This is a genomic window from Mesorhizobium sp. M6A.T.Ce.TU.016.01.1.1 (assembly GCF_003997065.1).
GTDB classification, from domain to species: Bacteria; Pseudomonadota; Alphaproteobacteria; order Rhizobiales; family Rhizobiaceae; genus Mesorhizobium; species Mesorhizobium mediterraneum.
This window is the reverse complement of record NZ_RZTJ01000014.1, coordinates 82,088-98,021: the sequence shown is the minus strand read 5'-3', so window position 1 is coordinate 98,021 and position 15,934 is coordinate 82,088. Positions and strand designations below refer to the sequence as shown.

General features: G+C 64.4%; 16 protein-coding genes. 6 read left to right on the top strand and 10 right to left on the bottom strand.

Annotation, left to right across the window (positions count from 1 at the left end; all coding sequences use genetic code 11):
• Positions 1–15 precede the first annotated feature (15 nt).
• From EOC94_RS23035 to EOC94_RS23025, 3 genes are all read left to right on the top strand, one after another.
• Entirely contained in the window at positions 16–864 is an 849-nt protein-coding gene (locus EOC94_RS23035; RefSeq protein WP_127293682.1) for an ABC transporter permease, read from the top strand.
• A 72-nt stretch (positions 865–936) separates the two neighbouring features.
• Entirely contained in the window at positions 937–1,935 is a 999-nt protein-coding gene (locus tag EOC94_RS23030) for an ABC transporter substrate-binding protein (protein WP_127293680.1), read from the top strand.
• Positions 1,936–1,951: 16 nt separating this feature from the next.
• Positions 1,952–2,713 carry an ABC transporter ATP-binding protein gene (locus EOC94_RS23025; RefSeq protein WP_127293678.1) on the top strand — a complete coding sequence of 254 codons (762 nt, stop codon included), beginning with the start codon at positions 1,952–1,954 and terminating at the stop codon, positions 2,711–2,713.
• Positions 2,714–2,746: 33 nt separating this feature from the next.
• On the opposite strand, the gene EOC94_RS23020 is transcribed toward EOC94_RS23025, so the two are convergent.
• The 3 genes from EOC94_RS23020 to EOC94_RS23010 form a co-directional block, all read right to left on the bottom strand.
• Positions 2,747–4,714: an acyltransferase family protein gene (locus EOC94_RS23020; protein WP_127293676.1), complete on the bottom strand. Its 1,968-nt coding sequence runs from the start codon at positions 4,712–4,714 to the stop codon at positions 2,747–2,749.
• A gap of 282 nt (positions 4,715–4,996) precedes the next feature.
• Positions 4,997–5,359, bottom strand: a complete 363-nt coding sequence (locus EOC94_RS23015; protein ID WP_095482788.1) for an SPW repeat protein — start codon at positions 5,357–5,359, stop codon at positions 4,997–4,999.
• Between the two features lie 251 nt (positions 5,360–5,610).
• Positions 5,611–5,832 (bottom strand): alkylphosphonate utilization protein, encoded by a 222-nt coding sequence (locus EOC94_RS23010; protein WP_127293674.1) that lies wholly within the window; start codon positions 5,830–5,832, stop codon positions 5,611–5,613.
• A gap of 144 nt (positions 5,833–5,976) precedes the next feature.
• Between EOC94_RS23010 and EOC94_RS23005 the strand changes: the two genes are divergently transcribed.
• Positions 5,977–6,330, top strand: a complete 354-nt coding sequence (locus tag EOC94_RS23005) for a cupin domain-containing protein (RefSeq protein WP_095482862.1) — start codon at positions 5,977–5,979, stop codon at positions 6,328–6,330.
• A 155-nt stretch (positions 6,331–6,485) separates the two neighbouring features.
• Here EOC94_RS23005 and EOC94_RS23000 read toward each other — a convergent pair whose 3' ends face one another.
• Both EOC94_RS23000 and EOC94_RS22995 read right to left on the bottom strand, forming a co-directional pair.
• Complete coding sequence (locus EOC94_RS23000; RefSeq protein WP_095482786.1) at positions 6,486–6,716, bottom strand: hypothetical protein; 231 nt, start codon at positions 6,714–6,716, stop codon at positions 6,486–6,488.
• A 259-nt stretch (positions 6,717–6,975) separates the two neighbouring features.
• Positions 6,976–7,233, bottom strand: coding sequence for a hypothetical protein (locus EOC94_RS22995; RefSeq protein WP_095482785.1), 258 nt, complete (start codon positions 7,231–7,233; stop codon positions 6,976–6,978).
• Between the two features lie 313 nt (positions 7,234–7,546).
• On the opposite strand from EOC94_RS22995, the gene EOC94_RS22990 reads away from it, so the two are divergent.
• Complete coding sequence (locus EOC94_RS22990; RefSeq protein ID WP_127293672.1) at positions 7,547–8,476, top strand: hypothetical protein; 930 nt, start codon at positions 7,547–7,549, stop codon at positions 8,474–8,476.
• 206 nt (positions 8,477–8,682) lie between these two features.
• Positions 8,683–10,674: an AI-2E family transporter gene (locus EOC94_RS22985; RefSeq protein ID WP_245329728.1), complete on the top strand. Its 1,992-nt coding sequence runs from the start codon at positions 8,683–8,685 to the stop codon at positions 10,672–10,674.
• A 15-nt stretch (positions 10,675–10,689) separates the two neighbouring features.
• Here the strand turns inward: EOC94_RS22985 and EOC94_RS22980 are convergent, their stop codons facing one another.
• The 5 genes from EOC94_RS22980 to EOC94_RS22960 are packed head-to-tail and all read right to left on the bottom strand — an operon-like array spanning position 10,690 to position 15,922.
• On the bottom strand, positions 10,690–11,619 hold the full coding sequence (locus EOC94_RS22980; protein WP_095482782.1) for a phosphatidate cytidylyltransferase: 930 nt from the start codon (positions 11,617–11,619) through the stop codon (positions 10,690–10,692).
• A 22-nt stretch (positions 11,620–11,641) separates the two neighbouring features.
• Positions 11,642–12,349 carry a lysophospholipid acyltransferase family protein gene (locus tag EOC94_RS22975; protein WP_127293670.1) on the bottom strand — a complete coding sequence of 236 codons (708 nt, stop codon included), beginning with the start codon at positions 12,347–12,349 and terminating at the stop codon, positions 11,642–11,644.
• An 8-nt stretch (positions 12,350–12,357) separates the two neighbouring features.
• Positions 12,358–12,792, bottom strand: a complete 435-nt coding sequence (locus tag EOC94_RS22970) for a hypothetical protein (protein ID WP_126105678.1) — start codon at positions 12,790–12,792, stop codon at positions 12,358–12,360.
• A complete protein-coding gene (locus EOC94_RS22965) occupies positions 12,789–14,129 on the bottom strand; it encodes a phosphatase PAP2/dual specificity phosphatase family protein (RefSeq protein WP_127293668.1) in 1,341 nt (446 codons plus the stop codon). The genes EOC94_RS22970 and EOC94_RS22965 overlap by 4 nt, the downstream gene beginning before the upstream one ends.
• Positions 14,130–14,131: 2 nt before the next feature.
• Complete coding sequence (locus tag EOC94_RS22960; protein ID WP_127293666.1) at positions 14,132–15,922, bottom strand: bifunctional alpha/beta hydrolase/class I SAM-dependent methyltransferase; 1,791 nt, start codon at positions 15,920–15,922, stop codon at positions 14,132–14,134.
• Positions 15,923–15,934 lie beyond the last annotated feature (12 nt).

The following is a 15,934-nucleotide window of genomic DNA, read 5'->3' as shown; positions in this document are numbered from 1 at the left end:
GCAAAGGGCAAGACGATGAGTCTGCAACACATCGAGCAGCCGGTCACGATCGCTGCACATGACGGCAGAACCAGCTTTGGCGCCGATTTTCCGCGCCTGGCCAACCGGACTGTCGTCCGCTTCCTGTCCCGATACGGCATCCTGATCGCCTTCCTCGCGATCTGGCAGGTCTCGAGCCGCGCGGGATGGGTCAACGCCGCTGTGCTGCCGCCGATCGACACGATCGTCACCGCATTGTGGAACGGCCTGGCCGGCGGCACCTTGCTTGGCGACATCGCCATCAGCCTGCAGCGCGCCGGCCTCGCCTTCGCGGCGGCCGTGGCGGTCGCTATCCCGCTCGGCCTGTTCATGGGCCAGGTGCGCGCCGTCGAAACCGCGCTTGATCCGATCCTGCAGGTTTTCCGGCAGACCTCGGCGCTGGCGCTCTACCCGGTGTTCATCCTGCTGCTCGGGCTGGGGGAGGCATCAAAGGTCTTCGTCATCTTCTGGGCGACGCTGTTTCCGCTGCTGCTCAACACCATCAGCGGCGTCAAGCAAGTCGATCCGAAACTGCTCGAGATGGCCCGGGTCTACGGCGCCGCGCGGCTCACCGTGTTTCGCCGTGTCGTGCTTCCAGGGGCCGTCCCGTCGATCTTTGTCGGGCTCAGGCTGAGTGCGACCACGGCGCTGCTGCTGCTGATCGCCTCCGAAATGATCGGCGCCAACAAGGGCATCGGCTTCCAGGTGATGAACGCGCAGTACAACTTCCAGATCCCGCTGATGTTTGCGGCGATCGTCATCCTCGCCGGGCTTGGCCTGATCGCCAACCAGGCCCTGGTCAGCCTGCAGCGGCGGCTCTGCCGCTGGAGCGATCCCATCGACTGACCAGCTCTCACCATCTCTCCAACAGGCCATCCTCTCCAACAGGCCAACCTCTCCAACAAGAAAGACCGGACTATGCCAATCACTCGCCGTTCCCTGCTTGCCGGCGCTCCCTTTGCCGCCGGCATCATCGCCGCCGGCCTGCCTCGCTTTGCCGCTGCACAAGCCGCGCCGGTCACGTTGCGCTACCTCGCCAGCCGCGGCAGCATCTCGCCGCATGAGCTGGCGGACGAGCTCGGCTATTTCAACGATTTCGGCGTCAAGCTGGAGAATGTCGGCTACTCCGGCGGCGGCCCGGAATCGCTGTTCGCGCTCGCCTCCGGCAGCGTCGATCTCGGCTCGGCCGCGACCGCTGCGGTGATCAATTCGATCTCCGGCGGCAACGACTTCGTCGCCGCCTATCCAAGCAACGGCATCAACAGCCAAGTGCGCAGCGTCTTCTACGTGCTGGAAGACAGTCCGATCAAATCGATTGCCGACATCGCCGGCAAGACCATTGCGGTCAACACGCTCGGCGCCCATCTCGACTATACCGTGCGCGAGGCGCTGCACGGCGTCGGCCTGCAGCCGGATGCCGCCAACCTCGTCGTGGTGCCCGGGCCGCAGCTTGAACAGACCTTGCGGTCGCGCCAAGTCGATATCGCGGCACTCGGCTATTGGCAGGCGACGTTTGCCGGCGCCCTTGTCGACAATGGCGGCGTGCGCGGCGTGTTCAACGACACCGATGTGCTGGGCGAACTGGCCGGCGGCTTCATTGTCCTGCGGCGCGACTTCATCACGGCGCATCCGGATGGCGCCCGCAATTTCGTCGAACAGTCGGCCCGCGCCGCCGACTGGTCGCGCCAGAACCCGGACGAGGCGCGCAAGGTGCTTGCTGATATCCTCGACAAGCGCGGCGAAAATGGCGCGCTGGCGCGCTACTGGACCGGCTTCGGCCTGCGCGAAGGGGCGAAGGCTGACGATCGCGACATCGACTTCTGGGTCAGCGTGCTCGAACGCGACGGCCGCCTGCCCAAGGGCAAGCTGAAAGCCGCTGACATCCTCTACCGGCGCGGCGAAACGAAAACCAACTGACCGGGAGACGGGTGCCATGGCCAGCAAAAGCGGCGGCGAGGTCACGATACGCGACCTCTCCAAATCCTTCACCCTCAGTGGGCGCCCTCTTGCCGTGCTGAGGGCGCTCAACCTCGATATCCGCTCCGGTGAATGTCTGGTCATCGTCGGCGCCAGCGGATCGGGCAAGACCACGCTGCTGCGGATTCTTGCCGGGCTGGAGGCAGCAGACAGCGGCGGGGTCGCGATCGACGGCAAGCCGGTCCATGGCGTCGGCGCCGAGCGCGCGGTCATCTTCCAGGAACCGCGCCTGCTGCCCTGGCTGACAGTGCTCGGCAACGTCGCCTTTGGCCTCGAAGTGCGGGGCGTGCCCAAGGCGGAGGCCGAGGACAAGGCCCGCTTCTATACCGCGCTCGTCGGCCTGGCCGAATTCAGCGATGCCTATCCCCGGCAGCTTTCGGGCGGCATGGCGCAGCGCGTCGGCATCGCCCGGGCCTTGACCGTGCAGCCTGAAATCCTGCTGCTCGATGAGCCGCTGGGCGCGCTCGACGCCATGACCAAGATCGGCATGCAAGAGGAGCTGGCGCGCATCTGGAGCGAGGAGAGCGTCACCATGGTCATGGTCACTCATGATCTGGAGGAAGCGATCTATCTTGCGGACAGGGTGCTGATCCTGCCCAGGGAGAAAGGCGGCACGGCACGGCTGGTCGAGGTTGAGCTGCCGCGCCCCCGCGATCGCAGCGAAAGCCGGTTCGTGCGCTATCGCGAAGAACTGCTGCGTGAGTTTGGCCTGCACTGAGGCGAGGGGTGAAAGGCGCGTCTTGCGCCGCCCTTATTTCTCCGCCGCCACCTTCGAGAACAGCGCGCGCTCGACCGGCGGCTCCAGCGTTTGCGCAAAGGGCGTCGCCATGTGGTGGCGATCGCGGTAGGCCAGCTTGCCGTCGATGAAGACATGGCAGGTCTTGGCGTCGCAGAACCGGTCGGTCATATCGATATAGGTCGCGTTGGGAATGGCGCGCACGATATCGCGCTCCACCGCGGCCACGGCGTCGTTGGCGGCGTCGGTTCGCGGCGCGTCACATACCGACGGCGCCTGTCCGCGCCACAGCGCGCGGGCCACGCAGGTGTCGACGAACATGCCGTTGAACGGCACATCGCGGATGAAGGCGACCTTCAGCCCGGCTTGGCTGAAGGCCTCCAGCGTTGAACGCAAGCCGGCCTGCCAGTCCTGATCCTGGGTGTCGGGCACCTTCGCGTCGGGCGACAGTTTGCGCGAGCTCGTCAGCGATATCTCCGAGATCACCACCAGGCTCGGGCGCAGGGCTATGATCTCCTTGATCGATTGCTCGCGCCATTGATCGCACTCGGTGTAGTCGCGCTTCAGCTTCGAGCTCCAGACCGTCAGCCGTGAGGCCCGGCAGGCGGATTTGAGCCAGGTGACGACCTTGTAATTGTTCTTCTTCGCCGCCTCGATCAGCGGCGTCGACCAGTGGTCGGCATGCGAATCGCCGAACAGCGCGATCGAGTGCTCGGCATTCTTGGCACCGAACTCGCAGGCCTTCGGCGTGACGGTCTCGTAGTCGAGAATGCAGCCCACCTTGGCGCGCGCAGTGGAAGGCTGTGCGGCAGTTTCGGCAATGATGCGTTGTGAGGGGTCGAGATCGTGCACGGCAAGGCGCGCATTGGCATAGGTCGCCACCACGCTGGCACCGGTCAGCATTGCGGCGGGGACAAGCGCGCGCGCCGCATTCGCCATCAGCCAGCCGTTGCGGCGGATCGGGTTCTCGATGAAATTATAGGTGAAGATCGAGAGCGCCAGCGTCAATGCTGCGCAGGCAAGCCGCCCGGGCCAGGAGAGATCGGGAACCATCATCGTCGCATAGACGATGACCGGCCAGTGCCAGAGATAGAGCGAGTAGGAAAGTTTCCCCACCCATTGCAAGGGCGGCAGCGCCAGCACGGCGCTGGGTCCTCTTTGAGCATTGCCGGAACCGCTGAGCAGCAGGAGCACGGTGCCGGCCACCGGCACCACCGCCGCGACGCCGGGGAAGGGGGTGTCCTGCTCGCTGAAGGTCAGATAGGCACCGGCGATCAGGGCCAGGCCAAACCATGCCAATGCTGCGCCCAGTTGTGGGCGCTCCCGCCAGAATTTTGCCGGCGCCATCGTCGCCAGGCCGCCGGCGGCAAATTCCCAGGCCCTGAGCGGCGAGAAATAGAAGGCCCAGGGCTGCGCCACGGTGGTGAGCCAGGCGCAGACGGCGAACGACACCACGCCGGCGACGCCGATCACCAGGATCGCCGCGCGCTTGCCCGGGCGCAGCCATGCGGCCAGCAGAAGCAGCCCCGGCCATACGAGATAGAACTGCTCCTCGACCGAGAGCGACCAGAAGTGGATGAAGGGGTTGTTCGCCGCATCGGGGGCGAAATAGTCGAACGCCCAGCGGATCAGCCAGAAATTGATCGCATAGGCCGAGGCGAACATGGCGCCTTTCGAATAGAGTGCCTGTTCGTCCGGCGACAGGATGAAGTAACCTGCGACAAGCGTGACGAGGATGACGAACAGCGAGGCCGGCAGCAGGCGCCGGGCGCGCCTTGCGTAGAAGCGCCACAGGTTCAGCCGGCCGTCCTCGGCGATTTCCCGCAGCAATTGGCCGGTGATCAGATAGCCGGAGATGACGAAGAAGATGTCGACGCCGGTGAAGCCGCCCGGCAGGTCCGACAGACCGAAATGGAACGCGACGACGCCTGACACCGCCAGCGCACGCAGCCCTTCGATATCAGGCCGAAACGATGCTGACACGGCGATACCTCGCGTAGGTCGTTGAAAAGCCCACCCGTTGCGAAGACTCGACGCGATGCGCGGATATTGCAATGCAACAAATCTAACGCAGTGCAACATAAGTGGAGGTTCGCGGCGTGCTCGTCGGCGTGCGCATCAGCGCCGCCGTCTGCATCCGCCGCGGCGGCCGATTTTTGAGCACAAGTAGAATAACTAGCCCGGCTAGCGGGCCTGCGTACCGATCTCAGGCTTTAGAGGAGCCCGGCGCGCGAGCGGCGGGCTCCTCCCCTTGGTCGTCACCGATCACGCATGCGCCGGCGGATGATGACGCGAGTCCCAGACCGCCCAGGCCGATGCCGCAACCACCAGCACGCCGAGGACAATATGGGTCGCCATCGCGTTGGCGTTCGCCATGAAGCCGAGCAGCCAGGGCGAAACGATCAGCCAGAGCCCGACAACAAGATTTACCCACTCTTCCCACTCGGCGAATACCGAAAGCGCCGTGATAGCCAAAGCACCGAGCACAACGCCGGCGATCCAGGCGTTCCACGCAGGATTGGTTTCAGCAGCGAAGCCGAGTACCCAGGGTGAGACGAACAGGCAGACCGCAAGGATCAGGTTGATCCAGTCCTGGGCCTTCTTTCCTTCCATCACATTGTTTGCCATGACAACCTCCACAGATGAAGTTTGACCAAAGCACCACGTCGCGTGCAACGCACGCTTAGTCATTGATATATTGCGCTTTCGACGGCCTTCAAGGAGCGGCCCTGCGCGGCCATGGCGTCGTCATTTCGCACCGCAGCGATGCCGTGTCTGCCATCTGCCTGCGCGGTTCAGAAGCGCCGATTTCCAGAGGCTTCCGCTTGCAAGGTCGAGGAGCCCGCGCAGATCATGGGGCAGGCGGCGTTCTCAGCCGATCACGCCTTCTTCAGGAACTCGGCTTTCAGCACCAGGCCCTTCACCTGCTTGGTATTGCACTCGATCTCGCCCGGATTGCCGGTGAGGCGAATGTTCTTCACCAGCGTGCCGCGCTTGATCGTTTCCGACGTGCCCTTGACCTTCAAATCCTTGATCAGGGTCACGGAATCGCCCTCGTTCAGCTGGGCGCCGTTGCTGTCTTTTACGATCGCGTCTGTCATGTCGGTTCTTTCATGGGGCCGGTCCACGGACTATCCGGCGGATGGCGGCCAGGTCAAGCATGCCGGGCACCCACGTTGCCCATATCAGGTGCTTCGGCTATTGACCGACAGCCAATGCCGGCACAGGTCAAACGGAGCCCGACCATGACAGAGAAGACCATCCTCAAATTCGGCGCGGTCAAAAACGGGGAGGCGGGCGATCTCGCGGGCTGGATCGTTGTCGACGGCAACCCGACCATGAAGACTGCCGTCCAGCACACTACCGAGGACGGCAAGGTCATGTCGGGAACATGGCAGGCTACCCCCGGCACCTACCACGCGACCTACAGCGACTATGAATTCGTGCACATGATATCAGGCCGCATCGTCATCACGCCCGATGGCGGCGCGCCCGTCGAAGTCGGTCCCGGCGATGCCTTCGTGGTCGAGGCCGATTTCAAGGGAACGTGGAAGATCATCGAGCCGGTCACGAAGCATTTCGTCGTCAGGATCGGCTGAGGCAGGAGGCGAGCCTGGCAATCCTGTCATGGCCCGACACGCCGCCGCCAAACCTGTCGATCCCGGGTGTGTTGATCCCCGGGGCCTGTCGGGCGCCGCAAGTGGCACGGTCGAATAAAAAGATAGAGTCCCGTCCATTAGGGATGCATGAGACTCTAGAAATTGAAATAGATCGCCGGCGGATACGGACTGGGCACATCCTTGCCGGCCGGCGCCGCCATCGCACCGGACGACGCGGTAATCCCACCGGTAGCCTTATTGTCGAGCACCGGCCGGCTTTTCTCGGCTGTGGCTGCTTTCGCATCGGCGGCAACGACTTTCGTCTTAGCCTCCACGGTTTGCGACAATGCGAGCACGGCGAGCAGTGCAGATAGGGCAAGTTTCATGACGGATCCCTCTATGGTTAACGTAAGGTTAACCCCGGCCGCCGGCCCGAACACGGCCGCTGTGTGGAAGGGCGTGGAATTCTGTGGAATTCCTGGAATATCGGCTTGTGGAAAAGTGCGGCCCGTGGGGAACGGAGCAGGTGCCGGCGCGTATTAGGCTCGCAGCCGCATCAGGCGGCCGAAGCCCGGAACGGCGCGGCCGAACACGGACATCCAGTCGCGCTTGGCCGCCGATGTCGCGGCCAGCGCCGGTGTGAGATCAATCCTTGAAGCCGGTGGAGTCGAGCAGGGCGACCTGCTTGCCGTCGATGTAAAAGCGTATCACGTGCGCGCCACCGTCGACTTCGATGCGCGTCGGCTCGATGGCCGGCTTAGCCTGCTTGCCATATGTCGCTGCAGCGCGCGAGCCGGCAGCGGCTCGCGACGGTCCGTCCGGCCCGAAGGTCAGCAGCAGCAGTGCGGCGGATCCAGCCGCAATCGCGGTGAAGGAGATTTTGGGAGATGCAGTCCAGGACATCGAATTATTCCTTCCTTGTTGAGGCGGCATCTTGCGCTGGTTGCGAGAACTCGGCTTCGCCGTCGTTCAAATGACTGAGGAAGGGTGTTGGTATTCAAGCCTACATTAGCGTGAGTTCTATACGGTTTTGCCCTTGCCCTCCGCGACCTTAGCGCCGCCTGCCGGGGCGAAAAGGGCAGGTGCGTGGAACGGCATGGATTTCTGCGGATTTCCTGGAATATCGACTTTAGGAGAGGCCCGGCCCGCGATGAATGCGGTGGGAGCAAGTGCTGGCACATGTTAAGCCTTGCGGTGGCATAAAGGGGCAGGTGGGATGGCACAGCATATCGCGCAGAAGTTACGGCTGACTGTGGCCCTGCTGGGAACCATCAGCCGCAAGGACCTTGCGGCGGCGTTCCGGAACGTCAACCCGAACACGGCGTTCGATCTCGGCCGCGCCGACAAATGGCTGCAGGGCCGCGCCCAGCCACGCCAGCTCAGCGTCTACGACGATTGGTCGAAGGTTCTCAAGCTGGAGCAGCCAGGCGCCTGGATCGCCGAGAGCGACCTGCCAGGCTTCACCGCGGCGATCTGCGCCCGCCACGGCATCGAGAGGGCCGAACTGGAACGCCGCGTCGGCGCGCAGTTCGAGGCATCGTCTGGGCATGAGGAGCGAAGCCTCGGATTGGCCCTTGCCGGAACCTATGCGTGCTATTCGCATGCTTTGTCGCCCTATTATCGCGGCCAGTTGATCAGGGGCAGCCTGTCGATTGAGACTGGGCCGGGTGCGCGCGGCCTGACTGCCGCCTATCGAGAGGTGTTGCCGACCGGACAACTGCTGGTCGGCGGTCCGGTGAGCCCGGCAAAACGCGGCCTTTATGCGTTTCTGAAGGAAACCGGCGGCGATGCCCATTTCTTCCTCTGCCTGTTCCCACAGTCGCGGCCGGGAAGCGTGCTTGGCGGCTATATGTGCGGCACCACAATCATCGGCCCGGAGCCGCAGCCATCCTTGACTAGAATCCTGATCGTCCGCTTGCGCGACCCGGTGCCCGAGGCATGGGGCGGATATCTGCCGCCCGACGGGTCGATTGCTAGGGATTTGGCATCGCTAGGCGTGACCGTCGAGCAGCCGGAAGCGGTCGACCGGCAGCTGGCGCAATTCCTCGCCGGAGACAGCGGCGGTAGCGCCAGCCAGATCCCGCCGGCCGAATTCCGCGCCGTTCTCGACGTGTTCGACCGTCATTGGCTGAGCCATTCGGGCTAGGCCGGAGCTCGTCTTCTGCCTCTGCGGAACCGATCACTACGTCAGTTGTTGTGTCCGGCGATTAAAGCGCCCGTCCTGATGTCCAGTCGGACCGCCAAGCGCCCGCCCTTGCCGCTCGCGTCTTCGAACTCGCCGGCGCGAAGAAGCGGAAGTTGCACGCCGGCTCAACATGCCCGATCATGGCTATGGCAGGGCGGAGGTATCAAGTGGCGGCCAATCGTCGAAACGGCATGCACTCCGCCGAGCTTGGGGTGATGGGCGTTGTTTCCTCTGCCAGAACCCTCCCGCGCATGTCACTGCCCACCGTCGCGACTGTCGTCGCGGCGGTTGCGGCCCTGTATTTCGGGCGCGAGGTTTTCCTGCCGATCGCAATCGCTCTGCTGCTTACATTTGCGCTTGCGCCCATGGTTTCGGCACTCAAACGAGTCGGCCTTCCCCGTCTCCCGGCCGTCATCGCCAGCGTGCTGAGTGCATTCACGGTCCTTGCGCTATTCTCCTTCATTGTCGTCACTCAGGTCAGCGAACTGGCGCAGAACATCCCGCTTTACCAGTCGAATATCCTGACCAAGGTCAGGTCCCTGAAGGAAACCGGCGTCGGCGGCGGCATCATCGCCAGGCTGGGCGGGGTGATCGAACGCGTTGGCCAGGAACTCGACAGGCAGGAAGCCTCACCGCTTACCGCAGATGAGCCAGAGCGCGAGCCGGTGCCTGTCGAGATCATCGCGCGCGAAAGGCCGCTCCAGGTTCTTCAGAACCTGATCGGCCCGCTGATCAGCCCGCTAGCGTCGGCCGGCCTGATCATCGTCGTCGTCATCTTCATGCTGCTCGAGCGCGAGGACCTGCGCGATCGTTTCATACGCCTCGTCGGGTACGGTGATCTTCATCGGACCACCGAGGCGCTCCAGGAAGCGGGCAAGCGGGTCGGCCGATATCTACTCATGCAATTAGTGGTGAACATCGTCTATGCCGTGCCGATTGCATTCGGGCTTTGGGTTCTGGGCATACCGAATGCGATGCTGTGGGGCCTGCTGGCGTTGGCGCTGCGCTTTGTTCCCTATATCGGCCCGATCGTTGGTGCGCTGCTGCCTCTGTTTCTGGCGCTTGCCGTGGCTCCCGGCTGGTCGCTCGTGCTGTGGACCGCCGGGCTGTTCGTGGCCATGGAAATGATAACCGGCAACGTGGTCGAACCGTGGCTCTACGGTTCACGAACGGGGCTTTCACCATTGGCCATCATCGTTGCGGCTATCTTCTGGACCTGGCTCTGGGGGCCGCTGGGCCTGGTTCTGTCGACGCCGCTCACTGTCTGTCTCGTCGTGCTCGGCAGGCACGTGCCGCAGTTCGAATTCCTCGACGTCCTGTTCGGCAACGAACCCGTGCTCGAACCGCATGCTCGGCTCTACCAACGGCTGTTGGCCGGTGATCCAGAGGAAGCCACAGATCACGCCGAGGAGATCCTGGAGGAAAAATATCTGTTCGAATTCTACGATAAGGTCGCCATTCCCGCACTTCTGCTCGGCGAACAGGATCGCGTGCGGGGCGTCATGGGCGATGAGCAAAGACGGCAGGTGGCGGCCAGTGCGCAGACGCTGGTGGCGAACCTCGACGACAGCGCACAGGAAGAAGCAGAGGAGGAAGACCCAGCCGCCGCCGAGGAAACCGGCTCGCGCAAGGACAAGGAGACTCAGGGGGAAGGCGAGGACGACGTCGAGTTGCCTGATGGCACGGACATGGCGGTGGTGTGCGCCGGCGGACGCGGCGAACTCGACGATGCCGCCGCCGCCATGCTGGCGCAGGTGCTCGAAGTCCAGGGCGCAACGATATCGAAGGCGAGCTTTGCCGAAATGGATCCGGCGAGCATTCGCCGGCTTGAGCTCGACGCTGTCGACGCCGTTGTGGTCGGCTTTCTGAACCGTGACTCAGTCAAGCACGCCCGTTTCCTGGTTCGTCGGCTGAAACGTATCAAAAGGGCGCTACGGGTGGGCATCGTGTTCTGGTCAGCGACCGACGGCGACAACAAGGAGACAGCCGCCAAATTGGCCAACGACATCAATGCCGATTTTGTGGCCCATGGCATGGTCGATGCCGTATTGGGCGCGTTGTCGAGCGATCCGCCCGTCGCGCTGAAGGCCGCTGCCAGGCGCCGCATTCGCCGTCGGCCGCCGGCCGCCAAGAAAGCACCGCTTGCGGCTGCAAAATAAGGCTGCAGTGCGCTGTCACGTCCAGAAATAGCGAACCGTGTGGAAGAAAACCGGGGCGGCGAAGACCAGGCTGTCGGCGCGGTCCATCATGCCGCCATGGCCCTCGATCAGATGGCCCCAGTCCTTCACCCCCTGATCGCGCTTGATGGCGGAGGCGACCAGTCCGCCGAGAAATCCCATCAGGCAGGCGATGAAGGCGACACCCGCTGCCTGGAGCGGCGAGAACGGCGTCAGGAACGACAGCAGCGCGCCGAGCAGGCTCGATGCCACCAGCCCGCCGATCAGGCCCTCCCAAGTCTTCGACGGCGATACCTTGGGCGACATCAGATGCCTGCCGAACAGCTTGCCGAAAATGTATTGCAGCACGTCGCTGCCTTGCACGGCGATGATCAGGAAAGCGATCAGCAGCAAATTGCGACCTTCGAAGCCGGGCACCTCGAGCGTCAGCAGCGCCGGCACGTGGCTGACGCAGTAGACCGAGATCATGACGGCCCATTGCTGCGCCGAGACGCGCTCGAGAAATCGTTCGGTATCGCCGTGGAGCGCGGTGATCGCCGGCATAAGCAGAAAGCAGTAGACCGGGATGAATATGGTGAAGAGGCCGTACCAGGCGGTCCACACCAGCCAATACTGGAACGGGATGATGATGCCGAACATGCCGAGCAGCACCCAGTGGTCGCTGCGGCGGGTGTGCGTCAAAGTCACGAATTCGCGCAGCGCCGCAAACGAGATCAGCGCGAACAGGATGGTCATGCCGTGGCGACCGAAGAAGAAGGCGACGGTGATCGCCAGGACCATCACCCACCAGGCATTGATGCGCTGGTTGAGGTTGATCAGCGTCGAGGGCAGCGGCTTCGGCGCGCGCCACGACAGAATGCCGGCGACCAGGCTCGCCGTTATCAGCACCGCAGTGAGTCCGACAATCAGAATGAGGATTTCGCGCATTGGCATGTTGTCTGGTCGTCTCTTAGAGGTCGCATGATGTTTTTCGGAAAACCGGATTCCACTTTTCCGCATCATGCGCTGGCGGGCGGGGGTTCAGCGCAAGCAGCGTCTCGCGGGCGCGGTCGAGGAAGGCGCGGCGTTCCTCGCCAGGCGCAATCGCGATCGGCGCGCCGAAGACGACGCGGCAAAGCAGCGGCACGGGCACGAACTGACCCTTGGGCAGCACCCGCGACATGTTCTCGATCCAGCACGGGATGAGCTCGACGTCGGGCCGCGCCATCGACAGATTATAGAGGCCGGAACGGAACGGCAGCAGCGGCTGGTCGGTCATGTTGCGCGTGCCTTCGGGAAAGACAATCAGGGAATGGCCCTCGTCGAGCACCGACAGCATGATCGAAATCGGATTCTGCGCCTCATCGGTCCACTGCCGGTGAATGAGCACGGAGGACAGCATGTCCTGCGCGATGAACCGGCGCAGCCGCGATTTTCCCCAATAGTCGGCGGCAGCGACCGCATGGGTGCGGGCGCGCTCCTTCTCGCTGAGGCAGGCCGACAGCAGGATGAAGTCGCCGTGGCTGGCATGGTTGGCGAAGTAGATGCGCTGCCGGTCAGACGGCTGGCTGCCGTTCCAGATCGGCCGCACGCCGGTCACCGCCCAGGCCAGCGCCGACAGGCCGACCGAGGTCACGGTCTGCAGCATGGTGAAGGTGCGAGTGCCGAGCTTGCTCATCGGCTGGCTCAGACAAAGGCCGCGACGAGGGACGTCGCCCCGAACAGGCCGATCGCGATGCGCTGCCTGGCCAGCAGGCGGTGCGTGCCCGCCATGCGCCGGTCGAGCGAGCGGCCGCCGGCAGAGGGAGGTTTCAGCCGCATGCGCGCCAGCACCTCGTCGACCGCGGCTCCGGCCGCGGCCTCGCTGGCGTGGCTGGCCATCAGCCGGAACAGCAGCGCGTCGAAGACAAGCAAAGCAGAGTAGGCGAGGGTGGCCGCCGCGCTCGCTGCCGCGATCAGCCAGGCCGCGGCCGATATGGGCGTTGCCTGCGGCCCGGCCACCGCGCCAATGATCGGCGCGGCCATCAAGGCGGCCGCCAGCAGCAGAAGCGGCCACGCCGCCTGCACCATCAGCCCGGCTGCGAACGCCTCGGCCCTGTCCTGATAGGCGTCGCTTTTCATGCCGGCTCGTCCACCCTGATCTGAAGATGCACCGGCCGGCCCGATGCTGCGAGCCGCTTGTGCGCCTGCGCCGGCGTCGGCGAGCGGCCGGTGGCAACCAGCCATTCAGCAACGACGCCGGCGCTGCGCTGGAAACCGAGCGCGCAGCAGACCAGCACGGTGCCGTGGCTGCGAGCCGCTTCGATCGCCGCCACCGCTTGCGCTCGCGCCTCTGGCGACGGCGGCAAAAGATCGAGCATGGCGATACCTGTCCAGCGACAGGTCACGCCGCGCGGCCTTTCCAGCTCGCCGGCAAAGTCGATCACCGTGCCGAAAGTGTCGGCCTCAGCAGCTGTCGGAAAGCGGCCGAGGAAGACGCCGTCGGCGACCGCGATCTGCGCCGGCAGCGTGCGCGTCCACGCCCAGACATTGATCCTTGCGCCAAGCCGGTAAGGCAGCAGCAAAATACGGCTGGCCAGCGAGGCGCTGCCGTCGGCCGCTTTCTGGAACACCTTGGCGCCGGCCCCGGCATAGGCGAAGGCGACGATGGCCAGCGCCAGCGCGGGCCACAAAAGGATGAGCCACAGCGCCGAGACAAAGGCGCCGGCAACGGTGCCGGCCAGCGCCAGCGCTGCGCCAAGCGCATAGAACCGAGCCAACCGCCGGGCCTTGGCATCGGCGGCTAGGTGGAAGCCGGCGAACGGCAATTCGCCCTCGCGCGGGAACAGCCACAGGGCAAAGAAGCCGAGCAGCGCGCCTGTCGGGATATCGATGACATGGTGCTGCCATGTCGTCAGCACCGAGGCGCCGATCAGCAGACACCAGGCATGCCAGACGATGCTGGTCGTGCCTTTGAGCCGATAACGCCAGTGATCCCAGATGATGACCAGCAGCGCGATGTGCAGCGACGGCGCCTGGTTGAACGGCTTGTCGAAGCCGCCGAGCACCGCGAACATGAAGCCCGGCAGGCCGGATGTTTGCGGCCGCATGACGGTCGCGGTCAGCGGGAAGACGATGAAGCAGGCGACGGCGAAGATCTGGGCGGTGAGATAGCGGCCGGCGAGACGGTCGACGCCGCTCTTGGTATCGTTCAACAGCAGCGACAGGCCGTAGAACAGGTTGATCGACCAGTAGGGCACGATCGTCCAGGCGATGAACGGGACGGCGCGCTCCCAGGCGAAGACGATGCTGCCGACATCGTTGCGCTGCGACGCCAGCCAGTTGGCGAAACCGTAGGTGGCGTAGAAGAACGGCGCCAGAAACGCCAGCCACAATGCCGCCCGCAGCACGATCCCGGCGTACGGCTCGCGCGCAGGAGCAGAAAGGGCAGGGTCAGCGCCAAGGATAGGCACGACCATGCTCAGACGCGCCGCGCGACGGAAACGGTGAAGATGCCCCACTGGTCGATGCGCTGGTCGAGTTTCTCGAAGCCGGCCGCCGCCACCAGCTGGTCCATCTCGCCTTGCGTGCGCCGGCGCATCACCCAGGCCTGGCCGCCGCGATGCGAGGTAAGGCTGCGCGCGATCATTTCGAGCTGCGGATGCCAGGGCTGGTTGGTGTAGACAAGCAGGCTGCCGGGCTGCATCGCCTTGGCCAGCCCGTCCAGCGAGCGGGCAATCATGGTGTTGTCGGAAAACAACTCGTAGAGTCCGGAGACGATGGCGAGGTCCGGCGCCGGCTTCAGCCCGGCAAGCATTTTGGGGTCGAAGGCGTCGGCCTGATGAAACGAGACGCTGGTCGGCAGGTGCCGCTCGGCGATCAGCTTGCAGCCGCGCGAAACGTTGAGGTCGGAGAAATCCTGTAGCCGCACGCTGACCGGCGGCACAGCGCATTTGGCGACGGCGTCGAGCACGTAGCGGCCGTGGCCGGCGGCAATATCGACGATATGGACCGGGCGGCCCGCGGCCTGCAGCGTCTCGGTGGCGCTGCCGATCAGCTCTTCCAGATTGAGCTTGCGCTGCCGGATGCCGCGCCAGCCGATGGCGTCGAGAAAGGTGCGGTCGATCATGCGGCCGAGCGGGCTGCTGCCCCGCGCCTCGTTCTCGTAGACATAGTCGAGCGTCGAGCCGGAATCGAAGCCGGTGGCAATGCCTGTCTGCAGGCCTGATGACAGCCATGCGCCCATGCGGATCGAGGCACGGCTCATTGCCCAATAGAGGCCCTTGGGCGATAGCAGCGGCAGCGGCGAGGCGAGCCGGTCGGCCTCGTCGCGCGTGTAGCCGGCGCGGTCGGCCGCGGTCAGGTCGACCGGCTTCGCTGACGTCGCGAACTGTCTTTCGAGGAACTGCTTGATCAGGTCGAGCGCTTGGCTGCGGTCGCGTTCGCCCAGCGTGTCGTGGAAGAAGCCGGGCAGCACATGCCGTTCCTTGGCCGGGCTGGCGAGATTGACGAAGAACTCGTGCTGCGGTGCGTGCCGCACCACCCAGTCGCTGCCCGAGATCAGCAATTGCGTCGGCACGGTGATGGCGCGGGCATCCGAGACGACGCGCGCAGCATGGTCGTAGAGCTCGACCAGGATGTTGGAAGCGATCGGCCGCGTGATCAGCTGATCGGCCTCGAAGGAGGCAATGCGCTCGGCATCATGTGTCAGGAACTTGGCCTTGACGTAGGAATTGACGAAGAAGCGCCCCTTGATCTTTTGCCACAGCGCGATGCCTTGCTTGGCGAAAGGCACGTAGAGCTTGACCGAAAAGGCCGGCGAGGCCAGCACCAAAGCGCGAATCTGCGGCGCATAATCATGCACCCAGGCGGCGGCGAGCACGGCGCCGAAGGATTGCGCGATCAGCGCGATGTCACGCTGGCCAAAACCGTCGCTGCCGATCTCACGCACGAAACAATCGATGTCGCGCACCAACGCGGCAAAGGACGGCGCGTAGCCGCGCTCGCCGGCCGAGCGGCCATTGCCGCGCGCGTCCCAGGCGTAGAAGGCATGGTCGGGCATGTCGAGTTCGTCGACCAGATGCGCCATGCGGCCGCCATGCTCGTGGCCGCGGTGAAACAGCAGAACCGCGCCCTTGGCAGGTTGCCCGACAGCCGGCCAGTAGCGGTAGAAGATCTCGGTGCCGTCATGGCTCTTGAAGACGCGCTCCTGCGCCACCCGCTTGAGGTTTGCTAAAGCCGCGGCGGCGGCAATCGTCTGTTCGTGAAGCATGTTTTCCCCTAG

Bases quoted from the DNA above. Each gene is read 5' to 3' on its own strand.
- EOC94_RS23025 (WP_127293678.1), top strand. From the start codon at position 1,952: ATGGCCAGCAAAAGCGGCGGCGAGGTCACGATACGCGACCTCTCCAAA.
- EOC94_RS23005 (WP_095482862.1), top strand. From the start codon at position 5,977: ATGACAGAGAAGACCATCCTCAAATTCGGCGCGGTCAAAAACGGGGAG.
- EOC94_RS22965 (WP_127293668.1), bottom strand. From the start codon at position 14,129: ATGGTCGTGCCTATCCTTGGCGCTGACCCTGCCCTTTCTGCTCCTGCG.
- EOC94_RS22980 (WP_095482782.1), bottom strand. From the start codon at position 11,619: ATGCGCGAAATCCTCATTCTGATTGTCGGACTCACTGCGGTGCTGATA.
- EOC94_RS22975 (WP_127293670.1), bottom strand. From the start codon at position 12,349: ATGAGCAAGCTCGGCACTCGCACCTTCACCATGCTGCAGACCGTGACC.
- EOC94_RS23010 (WP_127293674.1), bottom strand. From the start codon at position 5,832: ATGACAGACGCGATCGTAAAAGACAGCAACGGCGCCCAGCTGAACGAG.
- EOC94_RS22960 (WP_127293666.1), bottom strand. From the start codon at position 15,922: ATGCTTCACGAACAGACGATTGCCGCCGCCGCGGCTTTAGCAAACCTC.
- EOC94_RS22995 (WP_095482785.1), bottom strand. From the start codon at position 7,233: ATGTCCTGGACTGCATCTCCCAAAATCTCCTTCACCGCGATTGCGGCT.
- EOC94_RS23015 (WP_095482788.1), bottom strand. From the start codon at position 5,359: ATGGCAAACAATGTGATGGAAGGAAAGAAGGCCCAGGACTGGATCAAC.
- EOC94_RS23000 (WP_095482786.1), bottom strand. From the start codon at position 6,716: ATGAAACTTGCCCTATCTGCACTGCTCGCCGTGCTCGCATTGTCGCAA.
- EOC94_RS22970 (WP_126105678.1), bottom strand. From the start codon at position 12,792: ATGAAAAGCGACGCCTATCAGGACAGGGCCGAGGCGTTCGCAGCCGGG.
- EOC94_RS22990 (WP_127293672.1), top strand. From the start codon at position 7,547: ATGGCACAGCATATCGCGCAGAAGTTACGGCTGACTGTGGCCCTGCTG.
- EOC94_RS23035 (WP_127293682.1), top strand. From the start codon at position 16: ATGAGTCTGCAACACATCGAGCAGCCGGTCACGATCGCTGCACATGAC.
- EOC94_RS23030 (WP_127293680.1), top strand. From the start codon at position 937: ATGCCAATCACTCGCCGTTCCCTGCTTGCCGGCGCTCCCTTTGCCGCC.